This window comes from Paenibacillus sp. yr247, assembly GCF_900103825.1.
In the GTDB taxonomy this organism is placed as follows: Bacteria; Bacillota; Bacilli; order Paenibacillales; family NBRC-103111; genus Paenibacillus_E.
The window spans coordinates 228,625-247,138 of record NZ_FNIF01000002.1 but is presented as its reverse complement, the minus strand read 5'-3'; the positions used below and the strand labels follow the sequence as shown (position 1 = coordinate 247,138).

Genomic DNA, 18,514 nt, shown 5'->3' with positions numbered 1-18,514 from the left:
TTCATGAGTCAGCTAGAAGCAGCAGAGCAACAAACAGTGCAAAACCATCTGGACCAACAGGCTTACGCACCCCCTACGCCGTGGAACATGATGGTGAGACGATTCAAAAAAAATAGACGGGCTATGGTTGGATTGTGGATATCAGTGATCTTTATCATCGTCGCGATCTTAGCACGCTGGATTGCTCCCTATAATCCTACTGTGCAAAACATGCAAGTGATGCTTGAATCGCCTAGTTGGAGTCATCTGTTCGGTACAGATGAATTCGGGCGGGATATTTTTTCAAGAATTATTTACGGTGCTCAAATTTCTTTGATGATCGGCATCGTTGGGGTGTTGATTTCCGTAATTTTCGGCGTCGCTTTAGGAACGGTCTCCGGTTATTTTGGCGGGAAGGCCGATATGTTAATCATGCGAATCATGGATATTTTCATGGCATTCCCGAGCTTCCTATTGGCTTTGGCTATCGTAAGCGTTCTGGGTCCTGGTATGAGCAACGTTATGATTGCGATCGGCATTTTCTCGGTTCCGACGTTTTCGCGTATTTCCCGCAGCGCCGTCATTTCTGTAAAGAACAAAGAATTTATCGAGGCAGCCAAAGCAATGGGAGGCACTCATACGTTCATCATCTTTAAGCATGTGATTCCGAACAGTATTGCACCAATTATTGTGTTATCATCCTTGCGTATCGCGACTGCCATTTTGACCGCCTCTGGACTCAGCTTTCTGGGCATGGGCGCTCAGCCGCCTACACCGGAATGGGGGGCTATGCTTAGCACGGGAAGGGAATATTTGAGAACGGCCCCTCACGTCAGTACCATACCGGGACTTGCCATTATGTTTATGGTACTTGCTTTCAATATGTTGGGTGACGGCTTGCGCGACGCCCTTGATCCGAAGATGAAGCTGTAACAGGAGGTCCTACATTGAAAAACAAACTACTCGAAATCAAAGGCCTCAAGACCTATTTTTATTCCGATGATGGTGTAGTGCCGGCCGTAGACGGTGTCGACATCACGGTTCATGAGGGGGAGACAGTCGGCATCGTGGGGGAGTCTGGCTGCGGCAAAAGCGTGACTTCTTTAACAACGATGAGACTGACCCCTGGGAAAGTGGTGGATGGTTCAATCACGTTTAATGGGAAAGATCTATTGTCGCTTTCAGACAACGAAATCAGAGCCATTCGCGGAAATGAAATGGCGATGATTTTCCAGGAACCAATGACGTCGCTGAACCCCGTATTTACTATCGGCCAGCAAATCGGTGAAGCGGTCGAAATCCATATGAGGCATAGCAAGAAAAAGGCTAAGGAACATGCAATCAAGATGCTGAAGCTCGTAGGCATCCCTAGACCGGAGCAAATTGTTGATGAATACCCTCACCAACTGTCGGGAGGAATGAGGCAGCGGGTGATGATCGCTATGGCGATGAGCTGCAATCCGAAGCTATTGATTGCCGACGAACCAACTACGGCGCTCGATGTAACGATACAGGCGCAGATTCTGGACCTGATGAGGGAACTTAAGGCGAAGAATAATACGGCCATCATGATGATTACCCATGATCTGGGTGTAGTGGCCGAAATGTGTGATCGCGTCATTGTCATGTACAGCGGAAAAGTCGTAGAGGAAACCGATGTCGTAACGCTGTTCACAAACCCGAAGCATCCGTATACGCAAGGTTTGATGAAATCGATCCCTAAATTGGACTCGGATGAAAAGAGATTGTATTCCATTCAAGGTAACGTGCCGATTCCAGGAAGCTTGCGCGAAGGGTGTACCTTTGCCCCGCGCTGCGAGTTCGCTATGGATGTATGCCGGAAAAAAGCGCCGCAGCTGGAAGAGGTTGAATCCGGTCACTTCAGCCGATGCTGGCTCCATTCATCGATAGGGGAGACTCAAAATGAAGCAGCCACTTATTGAGGTTAAAAATTTAAAAAAATATTTTCCGATCAAAAAAGGGATCTTCAGTCGCACCGTGAACCATGTGAAGGCTGTTGACGGACTGGATTTCACAATTTATAAAGGGGAAACGCTTGGGTTGGTAGGCGAAAGCGGATGTGGGAAGTCGACGACAGGAAGGACGATTCTGCAACTGCTTCAACCTACGGAAGGAGAGGTGTTGTACGAGGGGAGAAATCTCGTCAGCATGAATCCGGGGGAATTAAGGAAGATCCGCAGAGATATGCAAATGGTGTTCCAGGACCCTTATACCTCCCTAGATCCGCGCATGACCGTAGGTGAAATTATTGCAGAACCGTTAACAATCCATGGTGTTGCCCACGGAAAAGAAAGAGATCGACGCGTTGAGGAACTTCTGAATGTCGTTGGATTGAGCAGCTACCATGCCAAACGGTACGCGCACGAATTCAGCGGTGGACAGCGCCAGCGGATCGGGATTGCTCGTGCGTTAGCATTAAACCCTAAGTTGATTGTAGCCGATGAGCCGGTATCCGCTTTGGATGTGTCGATCCAGTCGCAAGTGATCAATTTGCTTCAGGAATTGCAGGAGCAATTTCAGTTGACGTATTTGTTCATTGCACATGATTTAAGCGTTGTAAGGCATATCAGCGACCGTATCGGCGTGATGTATTTGGGGAGAATTGTGGAGCTTGCGGATAAGAACGAATTGTTTCATTCACCGAAGCATCCATATACGAAAGCTTTATTATCTGCTGTACCCATACCGAATCCTTTAGTCAAGAAGGAACGGATTGTATTACAGGGAGATGTACCAAGTCCAGCCAATCCGCCTTCAGGCTGCACATTCCATCCGCGATGCGGCGAGTGTATGGCGATTTGCCGAACGGAAAAGCCTGAATTGAAGGAAGTTAACGGGCAGTTTGTTGCATGCCATTTATATAATTGATTACACTCGAGGAGGAAAGCATATGAAGAGAGCATTAGTTCTCATTTTATTGTCTTTATTATTAGTCATTACCGCATGCAGCAAGCCGGATACGAAGGCACAGGGAGGGATGGAGGTCCCAAAAGATTTGATCGTTGCGTTAAATAACGAGCCTAGAACTCTCGATCCACAAAATGGTGCCGATTCCAACGCCCTCAACATTTTAGATTTAATTTATGACAAGTTGGTTAACTTTGATAAAGACATGAAGATTGTCCCTCAATTAGCCAAAGAGTGGAAGACTTCTGACGATGGCATGAAGCTGACTTTTACATTAAAAGAAGGAGTTGTGTTCCAGGATGGATCTCCATTTAATGCGGAAGCGGTAAAAATGAGTTTTGAACGGGTGCTTAACAAAGATAATAAATTGAGCAATTACAGCACTTTTGGAGAGTTTATCGATCACGTTACTGCGGACAGTGCGAATCAGTTGACTTTCCACTTTAAATTTCCGTTCGGAGCCGCCCTTGCAAGCTTCGCCCATCAGGCCGCCTACATTATTAGCCCGAAGGCCATTCAAGAAGACAGCAAAGGTCTGGGTAAAAACCCGATCGGTACGGGTCCTTATAAATTTGTAAGCTGGACACCGGGAGATAAAGTCGTATTGGAACAGAACCCAAACTATTGGGGGGATAAACAAAAAACAAAATCTTTCACTTTTATCAACGTGCCGGAGGATTCGGCGCGATCCATTAAGCTTGAAAATGGGGAAGCGGATATCATCACACCAGTACCTGTGGCTGATATCGAACGTCTGAAAACAAGCGACAAGATTAAACTCAATGTGAGTCCAAGCAATCTCATTTTGTATATGGGGATCAACACGACCAATGCGCCCTTTAACAATCCAAAGGTTCGCCAAGCTCTGAACTATGCTGTGGATAAAGAAACTATTGCGAAAAAAGTGACGTCCGGCGCCTCCAGACCTGTGGAAAGTGCGATCGCCGATACCGTTTGGGGACATTCCAAAGTTGGGCAATATCCGTTTGATCCTGCAAAAGCAAAGCAGCTACTGGCTGAGGCAGGGGTAAAAGAAGGATCGACTATTCGAATATGGACACCGGATGGACGTTATTTTAAAGATAAGCAAATTGCCGAGTTTATTCAGGCCAATTTGGCGGCCGTAGGCTTCAATGTTACTTTCCAAAAATGGGAGTGGGCCTCCTATCTTTCTGCTCTGTCGGATCCAAGCAAGAAGAAAGATTTCGATTTATTCCTCATCGGATGGATCACAAACACCAACGATGCGGATTGGGCGGTAAGACCGATCTTTAAATCAGGAATGAGCAAAGATAACAACGGTGAATTTTCAAATGCCGAAGTCGATGATTTAATCGAAAAAGGAATGAAATCCATCAAAGAAGATGAGCGGAAAGCCTATTACAAAAAACTGCAGGAGGTCCTAAAGGATCAAGCTCCTTGGATTTTTCTTGTACAAATGGATACGGTGTCCGCTAATCAAAGCAAGGTGGAAGGCGTTTATGGGAAATTTAATAATACGCTGAACCTAAGAGGGATAACGAAAAAATAATTTTGCTGGGAATAACAAAGATAAGGTATTTCAGGGATGCTATTGGCGGCTTGCTGGCTAACGGCATACCCTGGAATACCTTTTTTAGGAGGAACAATACATGTCTACTGTCAGAACTTTAACCGCCGGCGATCAGGAGATGCTTGGCTTGGTTTCTAAACAACATCTGCTTGAATTTAATACAAATATTGCTAAAGAGGTCCGTTTGTCAGGTTCGGAGGAAGAGTTGCGAGCGTTTAAATATGTTCAAAATGAATTGGACAAAATGGGCTTTCAGACGGAACTTCTGTTCTATGACGCCTATATCAGCTTACCTGGGGAAGCAAGGCTTACAGTAAGCGGGACAAGTTACAACTGCATCACGCATTCGATGTTGACGTCCGTCCAAGGACTGGAAACGGAGATTGTATATGTGGGACGAGGGCATCAGGGTTCCTTGCGAAAAGGGGAAGTTGAAGGAAAGGTATTGCTGGTAGATGGGCTCGCTGAAGCGGATGTGGTCAAAAACGCCGAGGATCATGGAGCCGTGGGTATCATTTTTATTAACGGGGAATACACACATGAAATGGCTGTGTCCTTTGTTTGGGGGCATCCGGTACCTGAAACCGCGCATCTGCTGCCTAAAATTCCGGCAGTTTCGGTGACCAAGGATGATGGTGAACGTATCAAAGCGGTAGTTATGAAAGAGGAGAACTGCTGTGTCCTCTCCACGGTTGTAGATACCAAATTTGTGTCGATTCCTGCACTTACAGCGGAAATTCAACCGGATGACGTTTCAGGGCCTTTCGCATTATTTAGCGGACATATTGATTCGTGGCATTATGGTGCAATGGATAATGGAAGTGCGAATTCGATTATGATGGAGGTTGCACGGCTTTTTTCCGGAAAGAAGAACGAGCTCAAGCGAGGCTTGCGGCTTGCTTTCTGGTCAGGACACTCGCACGGCAGGTATGCAGGATCAACCTGGTATTGCGATACTCACTGGGAGGAGCTTGAAGAGAAATGTATTGTCCATATCAACATCGATTCCTCGGGCGGTAAAGGGTCGATTATTCAAAAGGCAAACTGTATGGCTGAAACCGAAGACTTGGGTTTGGATGCGATTGAGGCCGTTACAGGAGAGCGGTTGAAGCGGCGGCGGATGTTTAAATGTGCGGATCAATCGTTCTGGGGAACGGGGACGCCATCAGCCCTTTATTCGATTTCCATTCAATCGCATACGGATGATCTAACGGTGAAAGCTTATTTTGAGATGTTGGGCGGGGAAAACGCGACGGGCTTATGCTGGTGGTGGCATACGACGGAAGATACGATGGATAAAATCGACCCGGAATGTTTAGTGCGCGATGCCAAGGTCTATGTGTTATTAATGAACCGCTTACTGACCTCTGACATTGTTCCGATTAACCAGTACAAGGCAGCGGATGATATTGAGCAAGCTTTGTTTGATTGGCAGCAAAAAGCGGGCGATCATTTTGATCTTTCACCGGTTATCCTACGGATAAGGGAGTTAAAAGAGAAGCTGCAAAGATTCCAGAATCTCATTGATCAGCACAATGTCCAAGACCCCCTACGGATCAGCCAGATCAATCGAACGATAATGGATATTTCCAGAATATTGGTTCCCATCAACTATGTGAGGGGAAGCCGATTTGATCATGACCCCGCAATCGATTTACCGGGCATTCCGAAGTTGGCTGAGATTGACCAATTGGTTGCAACTGACCCTGAAAGCGATCAATACCGTTTTATTCATATGTCGCTCCGGCGTAAATGCAATGAAATTCTTTTTGCATTCAAGCAGGCTATTCGTTTGCTTGATTAACATCGTCGATGTAGCGAGCGTCTTTAGTAACCACATGAAGGACGAGAGGCGTGGAAAATGATGGATTTCAGAAAACTTAAAACATTCCAGGCTGTCGCAGATTGTTTGAATTTAACCAAAGCTGCCGATCAACTAGGTTATACACAGCCGACCATTACGGTTCAATTGCAATCTCTAGAAAGCGAATTAGGTGTGACCTTATTCAATCGTATAGGGAATAAGAACTTCTTGACGCCCTCCGGTAAGGTGGTCAAACAATATATTGACCAAGCCTTCGATGTGCTCGACCAAATGGAGCGGGAACTGAGAAAAATGGAAAACCCGCACGGACTGTTAACCATTGCGGCTCCCGAATTTTACTGTACGCATTATTTATCTATGATCATTCACTCTTATATTTCTCAAAATCCGCAAGTTAAGCTGCAGTTATTTTCCTGTGATAGCAATGAGGCCATGAAGAAAGTCGCCTCGAGCGAAGCGGATTTGGCCATTATTGCGGGACCGTGTCATTCTCCCACGATGGAGTCTTTATTGCTTGGAAAAGAAGATTTAATTCTAGTTACAACAAAAGAAATGTACGAGGCACATAAGACGCGCGATTTACTGGAGAAGCATCCGTTTATAACGTACAAATCAGGATCCAATCTGCAGAAGTTGGTCAATGAATGTTTGGATGAGTATGGCATCAGTCCAACGAATTACATAGAATGTGTAAGTGATGAGACGATTAAGCGCACCGTGTTATATCATACGGGTACGGCTCTGCTCGGTTCGGCTTTAATAGAAAATGATTTGAAAAAAGGCGTTCTAGTAGAGCTGCACAGATTTCCAGGGAAAATCGAAACGTCTATGGTTGTATTAAAGCAGCGAATGGATGAGAAGAACATAAAATCGTTTGCCGATAATGTCAAGGGCATTTGGAAAACTTGCATATAGCACTAACCCTATCTGCTGTGTGTCAGATCCCCCTTTGGAAGGTACCGCCTTTCCAGAGGGGGATTTGTCGTTATTGAATGTATAGCCTTTTTTAATTGTTACGATTAGATAATTCAATTTTTTCACTTGAAACAGCTGTGATAAAATGACGAAGAAGCAAGGAAGTGGAGGCTGAACGACATGAAAACAAACAACATTTCGCTAATTGGCGTTCCGCTGCATCACGGTGCAGATAGAAGAGGGGTCGAGATGGGGCCAAACGCAATAAGAGGCTCCAATATTCAACCTAGATTGGAATCACTTGGATACCGGGTTCAAGATTTAGGCGATTTGAATGTGAATCGTCCGATGGAATCCTGCAAAGCCGGTGAAAAATTGAAGTATTTAGATGAAATTACCCGGGTGAACGCGGAACTTTGCTGCACGGTAGCAAGAGAAATGGATAAAGGCCACTTCCCATTGGTAATCGGCGGTGACCACAGTATAGCGATCGGTACCATTAAAGGTGTCCTGCAGAAGGTAAACCGTCTGGGTGTCATATGGTTTGATGCACACAGCGATGTAAATACGGAGGAAACAACGTTCTCAGGGAATATTCATGGCATGTCCTTAGCGGTATCTCTGGGATATGGGCATCCGGATTTGCTATCTATCGGTGGCGTACATTCCAAAGTTAACCCTGAGAACGTTGTGATAATAGGAGCGCGTTCTATCGACCCTGGTGAAAGGATCTTTCTGAAGGAAAAAGGCATCCGGGTGTTCACCATGCATGATATTGACTATTACGGCATGAAGGTCGTGATGGAGGAAGCGTTAAAAACAGTAACAAATGGTACAGACGGTGTTCACCTCAGCTTAGATTTGGATGGAATGGATCCACATGAAGCGCCAGGCGTAGGAACTCCTGTTTTTGGAGGTCTCTCTTATAGGGAAAGCCACTTTGCCATGGAGATGCTGTATGAAAGTCATACACTGGTCTCTGCTGAATTCGTTGAAGTTAATCCGATGCTGGATTTGAATAATAAAACCGCAGAAACAGCTGTAGCCCTTGCCGGGTCCGTATTTGGAGAACGTATTTTGTAGGAGGGGGACCCAGAACATGAATAAAACTCAAACCATCATCAAACAAACGGAAACATACGGTGCCCATAACTATCATCCGCTGCCGATCGTTATTTCTCAAGCGGAAGGCGTTTGGGTGGAGGACCCGGAAGGCAACAGATATATGGATATGCTTAGCGCCTATTCTGCTCTAAATCATGGACATAGACACCCACGGATTATTAAGGCGCTGAAGGACCAAGCGGATAAAGTGACGCTGACCTCCCGCGCATTTCATAACGATCAATTAGGTCTCTTTTACGAGAAGCTGTCCGCAGTTACAGGAAAATCAATGATTTTACCGATGAACACGGGTGCTGAGGCCGTTGAGACCGCATTGAAGGTCGCAAGGCGCTGGGCTTATCAGGTGAAAAAGGTACCCGCCAATCAAGCCGAAATTATTGTATGCGATGGAAATTTCCATGGGAGAACCGTTACAGTGACCTCGTTATCTTCCTCGGATGAATACAAAAGGGGTTTCGGGCCGTTTACCCCTGGGTTTAAGATCATTCCTTACGGGGATCTGGATGCATTGCGGGATGCAATTACCCCTCATACAGCGGCATTTTTGGTTGAACCGATACAAGGGGAAGCAGGAATTCTCATTCCGCAAAACGGTTTTTTGCAAGCGGCTTATCAGCTTTGTAAGAAGAGCAATGTGCTCTTTGCTGCAGATGAAATTCAAACCGGGTTTGGAAGAACGGGGAAGCTGTTTGCTTGCGATTGGGAAGGGGTTCAACCGGACATTTACATAATGGGCAAAGCGCTTGGGGGCGGAGTGTTCCCGATCTCAGCTGTCGCAGCGGATGATTCTATCTTGAGCGTGTTGGATCCGGGCTCTCACGGCTCCACCTTTGGGGGGAATCCGCTCGGCTGCGCTGTTGCCATAGCTGCATTAGAGGTGTTGGAAAGCGAGAAGCTGGTGGACCGCTCGGCTGAGTTAGGCGCTTATTTTACTCAGAAGCTTCGGGAGCTAATCAATCCGAAGATTAAGGACATTCGCGGACGCGGACTATTTATTGGCTTAGAGTTAACGGAACCCGCACGCCCTTATTGTGAGCAACTCAAAGAGCTTGGACTGTTATGTAAAGAAACACACGATACGACCATCCGATTTGCTCCTCCTTTAACGATAACTTTGGAACAGATAGACTGGGCATTGGAAAGAATCAAGCTTGTTTTGAATGAATCTATGATAGGAGGAGAATGACAATGACCGGATATAATCAGTTAACCCCATTTACAGACAAGCCTAAAAAACTAAGTCTCATTCAAGTCCCGTTTGGGTTAGGCGCCGGACGCCCAGGTTCGGAATTAGGTCCGGAAAGTATGCTGCAGTCAGGTCTCATTCGACAAATCAGAAACCTTGGTTTGGAGCTGGCCGCAGACCACCAGGTAGATTGTCCGGATCATAAGGTGCCGTCTAGCGGAAAGGCTAAAGTAAAGTACATCTCTGAAGTGAAAGAGATGAGCGGACTTGTGGCAGAACAGGTTTCGCAGGCTGCTGCCGGGCAAACGTTTCCGCTGGTTTTAGGCGGTGATCATAGTGTTTCTGTAGGTGTTGTGGCTGGCTTAACGTCTCATTTTTCGAATCTCGGGTTGATTTGGTTTGACGCCCACGGCGGTCTTCATACGGAAGAAACGACTTCAACCGGGAAAATGAATGAGATGTCTCTTGCTGCAATTCTTGGGGAAGGCGGGTCTCAACTGGCGGATATGTCCGGCATAGACGCTCCTATAAAGAAGGAGCATCTCGTCATCATCGGAACGCGTGAGTTGGACTCTTGTGAAAGAGAGTTGATTCGATCCAAAGGAATCACCTGTTATTCTATGCATGATATTGACCGGATGGGCATTCAAAATGTGATAGAAAAAGCGCTTCAAATTGCTGGAAACGGGACGGACGGGATTCATCTTAGCTTTGATGCCGATTGTCTCGATCCACTGGAAGCGCCCGGCGTAGGATCCCCGGTTCTTGGTGGTTTGTCGTACCGTGAGGCACATTTTGCTTTAGAGTTGTTAGCAGAGTCCGGGCGCATTACATCCATGGACGTTGTGGAAATCAATGCATTGTTGGATGTCGATCGAAGAACGGCGAGGCTTGCTGTGGGATTAATTGCTTCTTTGCTCGGTAAGCGGATCTTGTAGTACGCACGGACATGATAATTTCAACTTAAAAAGCCCGCAGGTGCGTAAAAAGTCTGCCCAACCTCCCGCAGCTACATTGGAGATTAGGCAGACTTTTAGTTTATTTTTTGAGCGCCTGATCAACAAATTTACTTTCAAGCACTTGTGATGTATCCAGCTTTTTGTTAATTGCTCCTACAGCGAATTGACGGTAGAAATTAAGCTTTAAAAGTCCGCTCGTTTTTGTTTCCGGATAGCGCCATGTAGCTACGTGATGGCCAACGCCAAATATAAATGCGCCTAAATGAAGTTGCCTCTGTTTATTGTCTTTTCCCATGTTTGATTCCCCCAATCTCCATTATTTGATGGCAGATGCAGCTGTTTGAAAGCGGCTTTGCGGTCTCTTCAAGCCTAAGTTCTCGGGAATAATAACAGGTCTTCCTTGCGGTGAACGTGGCAGGTTTAAGGGACCGCGAACAGCGAAAGAGTCACCACGGTGATCCAATTCATGTACCTTCCTGGGATCTGCGAAAATGCCACTTTTTTTGTCAGCTACTATAGCGTCATCTTCCCAACTATCCCAGAGGGAAGTAGCGATATCAACGAATTCGCGGGCTCTTTCATAACGTTTATCATGAACAGGATGTTTATCTTTACTAAAATTGTGTGCCTCTTCATCTCTGCCAGAAGTCACAACATTCTATGCTGCGCGTCCTCCGCTCAAATGATCCAAGCAAGAGAATTCGCGTGCTAAATTGTACGGCTCATGATAGGTAGTTGAAACTGTGGCGGCCAAACCGATCCGTTCGGTAACCCCGACTTTCGATTGGCGTATAAACTATAATTTATATTTCCTTCTCAGTAGGATTGACAGTTCCTGGGTTTGAACCGTATGATGTTTGTAAATGATTGGAAAGGAGGCCGACGATATGATTCGTATTCAAATTTCTATGAATAACCTGACAATTGAAAGCACATCATACCATCGGTCTCCAACGGACTTATGACGAATACGTAGGTGCTCTTTGAGTATTGAAATTTGACATGTAAAAGCCGTAGACGATGTCGGTCTATGGCTTTTTTGCATACTCAATATACGAAGAAAGGGTGAGTCCCATGACATTTGATACGAGAAAAATAGCTAGTGAGCTAAAAAGAATTGAGCAAGAGGAAGGTGTGCAGATCCTATATGCCTGCGAATCGGGTAGTAGAGCGTGGGGATTTCCATCGAAGGACAGTGATTATGATGTGAGGTTTATCTATGTAAGACCAGTGGATTGGTACTTATCCATATTTGAGAAAAGAGATGTCATTGAGCGTCCAATCAGCGATCAACTGGACATCAACGGTTGGGATTTGAAAAAGGCGCTGAACTTGTTTCGCAAATCGAACCCGCCTTTGCTCGAATGGCTGCAGTCGCCGATTCAGTATTTGGAGCAATATAGCGTAACGGAGCAAATTCGCAAACTTTCGCCGTTAACCTTCTCACCGCGGTCCAGTATGTATCATTATTTGCATATGGCCAAAAGGAACTTTCGGGAATATTTGCAAGGCGAGTATGTGAAAATCAAGAAGTATTTTTATGTGTTATGCCCGGTGCTGGCTTGTCAATGGATTGAAGAGCGAGACAGCATGCCGCCGATGGATTTTGAAGTTCTGGTGGAGAAAATGCTGCCAGAATCGAACTTAAAACAAGCAGTGTATACGTTGTTAACGCGGAAGAAGGCTGGTATCGAATTCGACTTAGAGCCGAAAATCACGGTGATTAACGATTTCTTAGATCGACAAATTGCTTATTTCGAAGAAATCGCCAAACATATCGCTGACTCTGAAGAAAAGCAAGAAGCAGCTTTAGATGCCTTATTCCGTGAGGCACTAAGGGAGGTTTGGGGCTCATAGAGAGGGATATAGTTATGTTCAACTCAACCGCACAATTAAACCTTCAAGTCCCGAAGCCCGCCACTCCACATCGGAAGCAAAAGCGGGCTTCGCTCTCCATGAACAATACAAACGATTCTTTTCCATGGCATAAGCCATCGTGATACAAGCAACCACAGCATCATTCGCGTCCATTTGCATACGTGGTTTGAGCGAATCAATATATGTCAGGGGGCTTTTGGCGCGAGATGACCAATTCTCCAATTCCTCCACGTACTGATAAACTAACGCTGGATAAGCAAAGGATTTCCTTCCACAAGCTCACCACGCGCAATAAAGATTTTCTCGGAAGGGTTGATGGCCCCGCTAAAATCACAACCAAAGATTGTTTTTGCCTGCATTTTCGTCTCCTCGAATTTCTATAATCTTCTATGAATCCATTTTATCATTTTCATAGTATAATGTTACTAATGACATGTGGAGGAACTAAAATGACGTTAATCAAGCAATTACAAGCACCAGACGAGTTTGTTGGCTTTTACCTTATCAAAGAATTGGAAGTCAAACAAACGAATACGACACCTGCCAAAGATTTCATGGACATCGTTCTTTGCGATGCCAGCGGGCAAATTTCCGCCAAAATGTGGGATGTCAGCGCAACGGATAAGGAAACCTTTTTCCCCATGACACTGGTGAAGGTTCAAGGCCTGGTCCAAACCTATCGCGATAAACTGCAGGTGAAAATCGGCAGATTACGCAAGGCGCTGCCAGAGGATGGCATAGAAATGACAGATTTCATCCGTTCAGCACCCATTAGTCCAATCGATCTTATACATACGATAAATCACGTTATGGAAAGTATTACGAATCCGACGATTAAATCGCTCGTTTCGTTCTGTGTAACAAAAGTGGCGGATAAACTTAACCATTATCCTGCTGCCAAAACCCATCATCACGCCTATTTCGCTGGCCTTGCGTATCACATTGTGCGGATGCTCGAGATAGGTGAATTTATTTGTAAACAGCGCCCATTTCTCAACCATGATTTAATTAAAGCGGGTATCATATTGCATGACATCGCTAAACCCGAAGAGATGATTGCGCAGCTAGGTATCGTTTCTGATTACAGTGTACAGGGGAAACTGCTCGGACACATCTCGATGGCGTCGAATTGGATTACGGAAGCGGCTTTGCATCATGGAATTGATCTCCAATCGGATGTTGTGATTGGTCTACAGCATATTGTGCTGTCCCATCACAACTTGCCCGAATGGGGAAGTCCGGTACTGCCTCAAATCCCTGAAGCTGTTGCTTTACATTATATTGATTCGATGGATGCGAAGCTGCAGATGGTTGAGGATACCTTGCTGACAACACCGGAGACAGAACCATGGACGCCGATGATTCGCGGACTAGAGAATAAGGCCATGTATCGATTGAACTTATAACGGTATCAAAATAACAAGAACTGCGTGAGCACAAATGCTCGCGCAGTTTTTTTATCCACAAGTGTCGTTGTTATGACACCGCAACGCAATTCCGCATCTCGAGCCTACGCGTGAGGAAGGTTTGACCTCGCTCGACATTTGCTTCAGCCTAGCCGAAAAGTATGGCTGTTTCGTTCATATTTTTTGTGATGAAATGGATGACGCTCACTCTATCTTCCTAGAAAGCGCCGCTCATCTTACGATTCGTTCGGGATCAAACTAATTACATTGACAGAGGGGATATTTTTATATACATTTGAAGCAAATCGATTGTTCACAATATGACTGAACGGAAAGGAAGACAGCCCTATGAGCAGCAGTGAATTTTTAAAACTTGAAAATCAGCTATGCTTTAGTTTATATGCTAGTTCGAGAGCCATTACACGGATGTACCGCCCGTTTCTTGAAGATTTAGGGATTACTTATCCACAATATTTGGTGTTGTTGGTTCTCTGGGATCAAAAGGAAAGTACAGTGAAAGAACTTAGCGAGAAGCTCGACCTGGATTCGGGTACTTTGACACCCATGCTTAAACGGATGGAAGGTCAGAATTTGGTTCAAAGGAAACGGTCTGTAGAAGACGAGCGTGTCGTTAACATTCAAATTACTGAAGCTGGCCTTGCACTTTACGAGAAAGCGTTATGCATTCCACAGTCGCTGCTTGAATCAAGCGGATTATCTCTTGAAGAAATTTACAATTTCAATGAACAGCTGAAACAAATAATAAGCAGCGTAAATAAATTCAATTAAGGGGTACAAGCGTACCCCTCTTTTGAGGTATTGGAAATTCATTTAAGCGAGGATCAGAAATGAGCTATTTCGTATATATTCTAGTGAATAATATTGTACCTATTAGTATTATGATTGCAATCGGCGTGGTCATGTATCGTGCTTTTCACCTTGATATTAAGACTTTATCGAAACTCAATTTCTATGTGTTTTCACCTGCTCTTGTTTTTGTAAAGCTTTATGAATCCGAAATGAACTTGCATATTTTGTTACAGGTTCTCTTATTTTTTGTTCTTTTCTTTAGTCTTCTCTTTGCCATTATTGAAGCTATTATTCGGGTGAAAAAAATGCAGCGTGGTGTGCGTATCGCGATGCGCAACAGTGTTATTTTCTACAATAGTGCTAATTACGCATTGCCGCTTAATCAGACCGTATTTGGTGGGAATGCTTACACCTTATCGATCCAAATCGTGATCATGATTATGCAGACGCTGTTACCCAACACATACGGTATTTACACGTTAAATTCGCATAAATCAACCTGGAAAGCAACGATGAAAACGATCCTATCCTTGCCGGTCATTTACGCCATTCCAGTTGCATTGGTGCTGCGTTATTTCCATCTGCCAGTTCCCCAATCGATTCATTTGCCGCTTCAGTATATCTCAAATGCCTTTATGGCGACAGCATTGCTGACGCTAGGTGTACAGCTAGGCAGTATGAAGTGGGAGTTTCACTTTTCCAATGTGCTTGTATCGAATATTTTAAGATTGGCTGCAGGACCACTTCTCGGATTTTTCGTTGTCTGGCTTCTTGGGATTGAAGGACTGACAGCCAAGGCGTTGATTCTCTCGTGTGCTGTGCCCACATCCCTTAGCAGCGTGCTTCTTGCCATCGAGTATGAGAATGAGCCGGAGTTTTCATCTCAGACTGTCTTTACCTCCACGTTATTTAGCATGTTTACAATCCCTGTTGTCATTTATTTTTTGGGATTTATGTGAACTTTGAGGGGAATCATGAAATTAGCAGGAATTTCGACATTTTTCAGCGAATTGGTAACGATACTTTACTTAATGAAAGGGGCATTTTTTGATGCGCTACCAATTTTGTCAATACGTTACGATTGTCGACATGAATGAAGAGATATTGTCAGAGGTATTATTTGAGCATGGAGAATTCGAATCAAATTCGTTATCAATTGGTTCATCTGTTGTGATTTATCAGCTTGGTCTTAAACAATTCGAGGTTGTTTACGACAAAAGAGAAGGCAAAACCGTTCGCAATAAGGTTGTAGATATTGAGATTGATCTTATCAAGCAGCCAACAATTACTCGCGTCTTTATGGAACCCGTTCGATTAATCGTCGGACAGCATGATATTGGCGAAGTGGAATAAATCGAAACCATAACGGAAGGGAAAGAAGACAAAAATGATCAAACTTTTCTTGCTGCTCGGCAGCGTGAATGCGTTTCTTTCTGTTGCTTTAGGCGCATTTGGGGCGCATTACTTGAAACAAAAGCTGACTCCTGACAAACTGGATGTGTTTCAAACGGGCGTACACTATCACATGATTCATGCGATTGCACTCATCCTTATTGCTCTTTTGTCGGAAAAGCTGGCGAATAGCTCTATGGTGAACGCTTCTGGATGGGCCATTTTCATCGGTATTATCCTGTTCTCGGGTAGTTTATATGCCCTGAGCTTGACAGGACTCAAAGTTTTTGGACCGATAACACCGCTGGGCGGATTGAGCTTTTTGATTGGATGGATACTTCTGGCCATTGCCGCTTTAAAATAAGTTTACTGGAAGAGTCGGGGGAATCCGACTCTTTTTTCTTTATTTTGCGCCTTATTAGCAGGAAATAGCACGTCTCATGTAGAAAGTAGTCAACGACAGATTCGATCATTCTTCCTTAAAATCTGTCTTTTGATCAAAGATGCAATGAAGCGATGCCAGATGGCAGACAGATTGAATTCATCTGTTTTTGGCTGAAGAATAAGCGGTGCCTAGTGGTTGAGAGAAAAGTGGGAGAAGGAACGGTTGTCAGTGTGACGCTTCCTATTACCTAGATAGAGCAGTAAGAGGAGGCTTATTTGTGAAAAACCGGCTATATATTGGCGGATATATGTTAATCGCCATATTCGTAAGCCTTTACGTAAAGCCGTATGCTGCGTGGATTTGTTTACTTGCCTCACTAATGCTGCTTATTTTGCTGCTTAGAAAGAGTGGAAGTACGCAAACATCCATAAAAGATATTTCGCAGGATCATGCTTATCTAAATGTGCTTGATTCCTTATTCGAGCACAATCCGAATGCTATTGGGATTTTTGATAAAAATGGGAAATTTATCCGGATTAACTTAGCTGGGGAAACGATTCTCGGGTACTCGAGTTCGGAACTGCTCAGTCAACCATTTATCGGCTTTGTTACACAAGAGCAGTTTGAGTCGACGAGAAGTCAGCTTGAACAAGTGAAGGGCGGGACACCTATTACCTTTGAAACCGCTGTACTACATAAAAGCGGCTACCGAGTAGATTTGCACGTAACTGCTGTTCCTGTTGACTTACAGCCTAATTCCAAAGGCCATATCCTCATTTGCCAGGACATAACAGAGCGTAAGCGCGGTGATGAGCAAGTAAGGTATATGGCTTATTACGATGATATGACGGGTCTGCCGAACAGGCGCATGTTTAGAGATAATTTGAATGAACGATTAAGTCTTTCGAGATCGATAGGACAAAGGGTAGCGGTCTTTTATTTGGATATCGATCGCTTCAAGCTCGTCAACGATAGTTTCGGCCATGACTACGGAAACATGCTGCTCCTGCAACTAGCAGAACGATTCACAAGGTGCGTGACGGTCAATGATTATCTGGCTCGTACAGAAGGCGATGAATTTGCCTTTTTCTATACGAATGTTGCTGATTCTAATGACGCAATTGCCGTTATTGCAGAGATTAATCGTGTCCTCGAAAAGCCGTTTCTTCTGGAGCAATATGAACTGCATATCACAGCAAGTATCGGCATTGCGATATCCTCGGATGATATAGAAGATGCGGATATGCTGATGAAATATGCGGATATTGCATTAGCCAGAGCCAAAGAAAAAGGACGAAACGACTTTCAAATCTTCAATACAGATATGAAATCCGTTTCAATAAATCGACTCAAGCTGGAGAATGAACTTCGTAGGGCTATTGTAGGGGATGAGTTCATCTTGTACTACCAACCTCAAGTAGATATTGAAACGGGCCGCATTGTCGGAGTAGAGGCCTTAATTCGGTGGGATCATCCGGAGAAGGGTATCATTTCGCCAAACCATTTCATTCCTTTTGCAGAGGAATCGGGATTGATCGTACCGATTGGGGAATGGGTGCTGCGAGCTGCATGCAAGCAAAATAAAGCATGGCAAAATCAAGGGTACCCGAAAATGCCGATTTCTGTGAACCTGTCGATGCGGCAGTTTTTCCAGCATAATCTCAAGGGCAAGATCAGTCACGTGCTAGAGCAAACAGGACTTGATCCGCAATATTTAGAACTGGAAATCACTGAAAGCATGACGATGGATGTTGATCACGCGATTCAGTCATTACTGGAGCTTAAAGAATTAGGTGTGCATGTAAGCATTGATGATTTTGGGACAGGCTACAGCTCCTTATACTATTTGAAGAAATTCCCGATTGATAAGCTAAAGATTGACCGTTCCTTTGTCCGAGATATTATGGTGGATCCGAATGACGCGGCTATCGTTGCCACGATTATAGCAATGACCCATCATCTGAACTTGAAAGTCATTGCTGAAGGCGTAGAAACCGAAGAGCAATTGAATTTCTTGCATCAGAACCGCTGCAATGAGGTGCAGGGCTATTGGTTTAGTCCTCCTGTATGTGCGAATGACCTAGAAAGTATGCTCAGTACGGGCGTCCCAACTGCTGTGTCTATCAAATAAAAATAAGAGGTTGTCCCCTAATGCAGGGACAACCTCTTATTTA

18 protein-coding genes and 1 pseudogene are annotated in these 18,514 nt (G+C 44.7%); 16 read left to right on the top strand and 3 right to left on the bottom strand.

Features of this window, described 5'->3' with window-relative positions; all coding sequences use genetic code 11:
- Nucleotides 1–3: 3 nt before the first annotated feature.
- The 9 genes from nikC to rocF (BLT91_RS05770) all read left to right on the top strand — a co-directional run bounded on the left by nikC (nt 4) and on the right by rocF (BLT91_RS05770) (nt 10,448).
- Nucleotides 4–912 (top strand): nickel transporter permease, encoded by a 909-nt coding sequence (nikC, locus tag BLT91_RS05810; RefSeq protein ID WP_254776805.1) that lies wholly within the window; start codon nt 4–6, stop codon nt 910–912.
- Nucleotides 913–926: 14 nt separating this feature from the next.
- Nucleotides 927–1,922 (top strand): ABC transporter ATP-binding protein, encoded by a 996-nt coding sequence (locus BLT91_RS05805; RefSeq protein WP_090817979.1) that lies wholly within the window; start codon nt 927–929, stop codon nt 1,920–1,922.
- Entirely contained in the window at nt 1,903–2,868 is a 966-nt protein-coding gene (locus BLT91_RS05800) for an ABC transporter ATP-binding protein (protein ID WP_090817976.1), read from the top strand. The genes BLT91_RS05805 and BLT91_RS05800 overlap by 20 nt, the downstream gene beginning before the upstream one ends.
- A gap of 22 nt (nt 2,869–2,890) precedes the next feature.
- A complete protein-coding gene (locus tag BLT91_RS05795) occupies nt 2,891–4,438 on the top strand; it encodes a glutathione ABC transporter substrate-binding protein (protein WP_090817973.1) in 1,548 nt (515 codons plus the stop codon).
- Nucleotides 4,439–4,538: 100 nt separating this feature from the next.
- Nucleotides 4,539–6,263 carry a M28 family peptidase gene (locus BLT91_RS05790; protein WP_090817970.1) on the top strand — a complete coding sequence of 575 codons (1,725 nt, stop codon included), beginning with the start codon at nt 4,539–4,541 and terminating at the stop codon, nt 6,261–6,263.
- Between the two features lie 57 nt (nt 6,264–6,320).
- Nucleotides 6,321–7,199 (top strand): LysR family transcriptional regulator, encoded by an 879-nt coding sequence (locus BLT91_RS05785; protein ID WP_254776804.1) that lies wholly within the window; start codon nt 6,321–6,323, stop codon nt 7,197–7,199.
- A 180-nt stretch (nt 7,200–7,379) separates the two neighbouring features.
- Nucleotides 7,380–8,282: an arginase gene (gene rocF / locus BLT91_RS05780; protein ID WP_090817966.1), complete on the top strand. Its 903-nt coding sequence runs from the start codon at nt 7,380–7,382 to the stop codon at nt 8,280–8,282.
- 16 nt (nt 8,283–8,298) lie between these two features.
- Entirely contained in the window at nt 8,299–9,510 is a 1,212-nt protein-coding gene (locus BLT91_RS05775; RefSeq protein WP_090817963.1) for an ornithine--oxo-acid transaminase, read from the top strand.
- 2 nt (nt 9,511–9,512) lie between these two features.
- Complete coding sequence (rocF, locus tag BLT91_RS05770; RefSeq protein ID WP_090817960.1) at nt 9,513–10,448, top strand: arginase; 936 nt, start codon at nt 9,513–9,515, stop codon at nt 10,446–10,448.
- 100 nt (nt 10,449–10,548) lie between these two features.
- On the opposite strand, the gene BLT91_RS05765 is transcribed toward rocF (BLT91_RS05770), so the two are convergent.
- Both BLT91_RS05765 and BLT91_RS05760 read right to left on the bottom strand, forming a co-directional pair.
- Entirely contained in the window at nt 10,549–10,764 is a 216-nt protein-coding gene (locus tag BLT91_RS05765) for a hypothetical protein (RefSeq protein WP_090817957.1), read from the bottom strand.
- An 87-nt stretch (nt 10,765–10,851) separates the two neighbouring features.
- Nucleotides 10,852–11,241, bottom strand: a pseudogene (locus BLT91_RS05760) (LLM class flavin-dependent oxidoreductase); the annotation flags it as partial.
- Nucleotides 11,242–11,543: 302 nt separating this feature from the next.
- Here BLT91_RS05760 and BLT91_RS05755 point away from each other — a divergent pair.
- Nucleotides 11,544–12,326 (top strand): nucleotidyltransferase domain-containing protein, encoded by a 783-nt coding sequence (locus tag BLT91_RS05755; RefSeq protein ID WP_090817954.1) that lies wholly within the window; start codon nt 11,544–11,546, stop codon nt 12,324–12,326.
- Between the two features lie 18 nt (nt 12,327–12,344).
- Here BLT91_RS05755 and BLT91_RS05750 read toward each other — a convergent pair whose 3' ends face one another.
- Nucleotides 12,345–12,578 (bottom strand): hypothetical protein, encoded by a 234-nt coding sequence (locus BLT91_RS05750; protein WP_217635182.1) that lies wholly within the window; start codon nt 12,576–12,578, stop codon nt 12,345–12,347.
- A gap of 218 nt (nt 12,579–12,796) precedes the next feature.
- Between BLT91_RS05750 and BLT91_RS05745 the strand changes: the two genes are divergently transcribed.
- The 6 genes from BLT91_RS05745 to BLT91_RS05720 all read left to right on the top strand — a co-directional run bounded on the left by BLT91_RS05745 (nt 12,797) and on the right by BLT91_RS05720 (nt 18,471).
- Nucleotides 12,797–13,753, top strand: coding sequence for a 3'-5' exoribonuclease YhaM family protein (locus BLT91_RS05745; protein ID WP_090817948.1), 957 nt, complete (start codon nt 12,797–12,799; stop codon nt 13,751–13,753).
- 348 nt (nt 13,754–14,101) lie between these two features.
- Nucleotides 14,102–14,542 carry a MarR family winged helix-turn-helix transcriptional regulator gene (locus BLT91_RS05740; protein WP_090817946.1) on the top strand — a complete coding sequence of 147 codons (441 nt, stop codon included), beginning with the start codon at nt 14,102–14,104 and terminating at the stop codon, nt 14,540–14,542.
- Between the two features lie 59 nt (nt 14,543–14,601).
- Entirely contained in the window at nt 14,602–15,522 is a 921-nt protein-coding gene (locus BLT91_RS05735) for an AEC family transporter (protein ID WP_090817943.1), read from the top strand.
- Between the two features lie 91 nt (nt 15,523–15,613).
- Nucleotides 15,614–15,916, top strand: a complete 303-nt coding sequence (locus tag BLT91_RS05730; RefSeq protein WP_090817940.1) for a hypothetical protein — start codon at nt 15,614–15,616, stop codon at nt 15,914–15,916.
- A 34-nt stretch (nt 15,917–15,950) separates the two neighbouring features.
- On the top strand, nt 15,951–16,319 hold the full coding sequence (locus BLT91_RS05725) for a DUF423 domain-containing protein (protein WP_090817935.1): 369 nt from the start codon (nt 15,951–15,953) through the stop codon (nt 16,317–16,319).
- A 298-nt stretch (nt 16,320–16,617) separates the two neighbouring features.
- Nucleotides 16,618–18,471, top strand: a complete 1,854-nt coding sequence (locus BLT91_RS05720) for a putative bifunctional diguanylate cyclase/phosphodiesterase (RefSeq protein WP_254776803.1) — start codon at nt 16,618–16,620, stop codon at nt 18,469–18,471.
- Nucleotides 18,472–18,514: the final 43 nt, after the last annotated feature.

What these genes read in the sequence shown, in the direction of transcription:
- BLT91_RS05795 (WP_090817973.1), top strand. Translation starts at nt 2,891, where the DNA reads ATGAAGAGAGCATTAGTTCTCATTTTATTGTCTTTATTATTAGTCATT.
- BLT91_RS05765 (WP_090817957.1), bottom strand. Translation starts at nt 10,764, where the DNA reads ATGGGAAAAGACAATAAACAGAGGCAACTTCATTTAGGCGCATTTATA.
- BLT91_RS05745 (WP_090817948.1), top strand. Translation starts at nt 12,797, where the DNA reads ATGACGTTAATCAAGCAATTACAAGCACCAGACGAGTTTGTTGGCTTT.
- BLT91_RS05735 (WP_090817943.1), top strand. Translation starts at nt 14,602, where the DNA reads ATGAGCTATTTCGTATATATTCTAGTGAATAATATTGTACCTATTAGT.
- BLT91_RS05755 (WP_090817954.1), top strand. Translation starts at nt 11,544, where the DNA reads ATGACATTTGATACGAGAAAAATAGCTAGTGAGCTAAAAAGAATTGAG.
- BLT91_RS05790 (WP_090817970.1), top strand. Translation starts at nt 4,539, where the DNA reads ATGTCTACTGTCAGAACTTTAACCGCCGGCGATCAGGAGATGCTTGGC.
- BLT91_RS05730 (WP_090817940.1), top strand. Translation starts at nt 15,614, where the DNA reads ATGCGCTACCAATTTTGTCAATACGTTACGATTGTCGACATGAATGAA.
- BLT91_RS05785 (WP_254776804.1), top strand. Translation starts at nt 6,321, where the DNA reads ATGATGGATTTCAGAAAACTTAAAACATTCCAGGCTGTCGCAGATTGT.
- BLT91_RS05740 (WP_090817946.1), top strand. Translation starts at nt 14,102, where the DNA reads ATGAGCAGCAGTGAATTTTTAAAACTTGAAAATCAGCTATGCTTTAGT.
- BLT91_RS05725 (WP_090817935.1), top strand. Translation starts at nt 15,951, where the DNA reads ATGATCAAACTTTTCTTGCTGCTCGGCAGCGTGAATGCGTTTCTTTCT.
- rocF (WP_090817960.1), top strand. Translation starts at nt 9,513, where the DNA reads ATGACCGGATATAATCAGTTAACCCCATTTACAGACAAGCCTAAAAAA.
- BLT91_RS05775 (WP_090817963.1), top strand. Translation starts at nt 8,299, where the DNA reads ATGAATAAAACTCAAACCATCATCAAACAAACGGAAACATACGGTGCC.
- rocF (WP_090817966.1), top strand. Translation starts at nt 7,380, where the DNA reads ATGAAAACAAACAACATTTCGCTAATTGGCGTTCCGCTGCATCACGGT.
- nikC (WP_254776805.1), top strand. Translation starts at nt 4, where the DNA reads ATGAGTCAGCTAGAAGCAGCAGAGCAACAAACAGTGCAAAACCATCTG.
- BLT91_RS05800 (WP_090817976.1), top strand. Translation starts at nt 1,903, where the DNA reads ATGAAGCAGCCACTTATTGAGGTTAAAAATTTAAAAAAATATTTTCCG.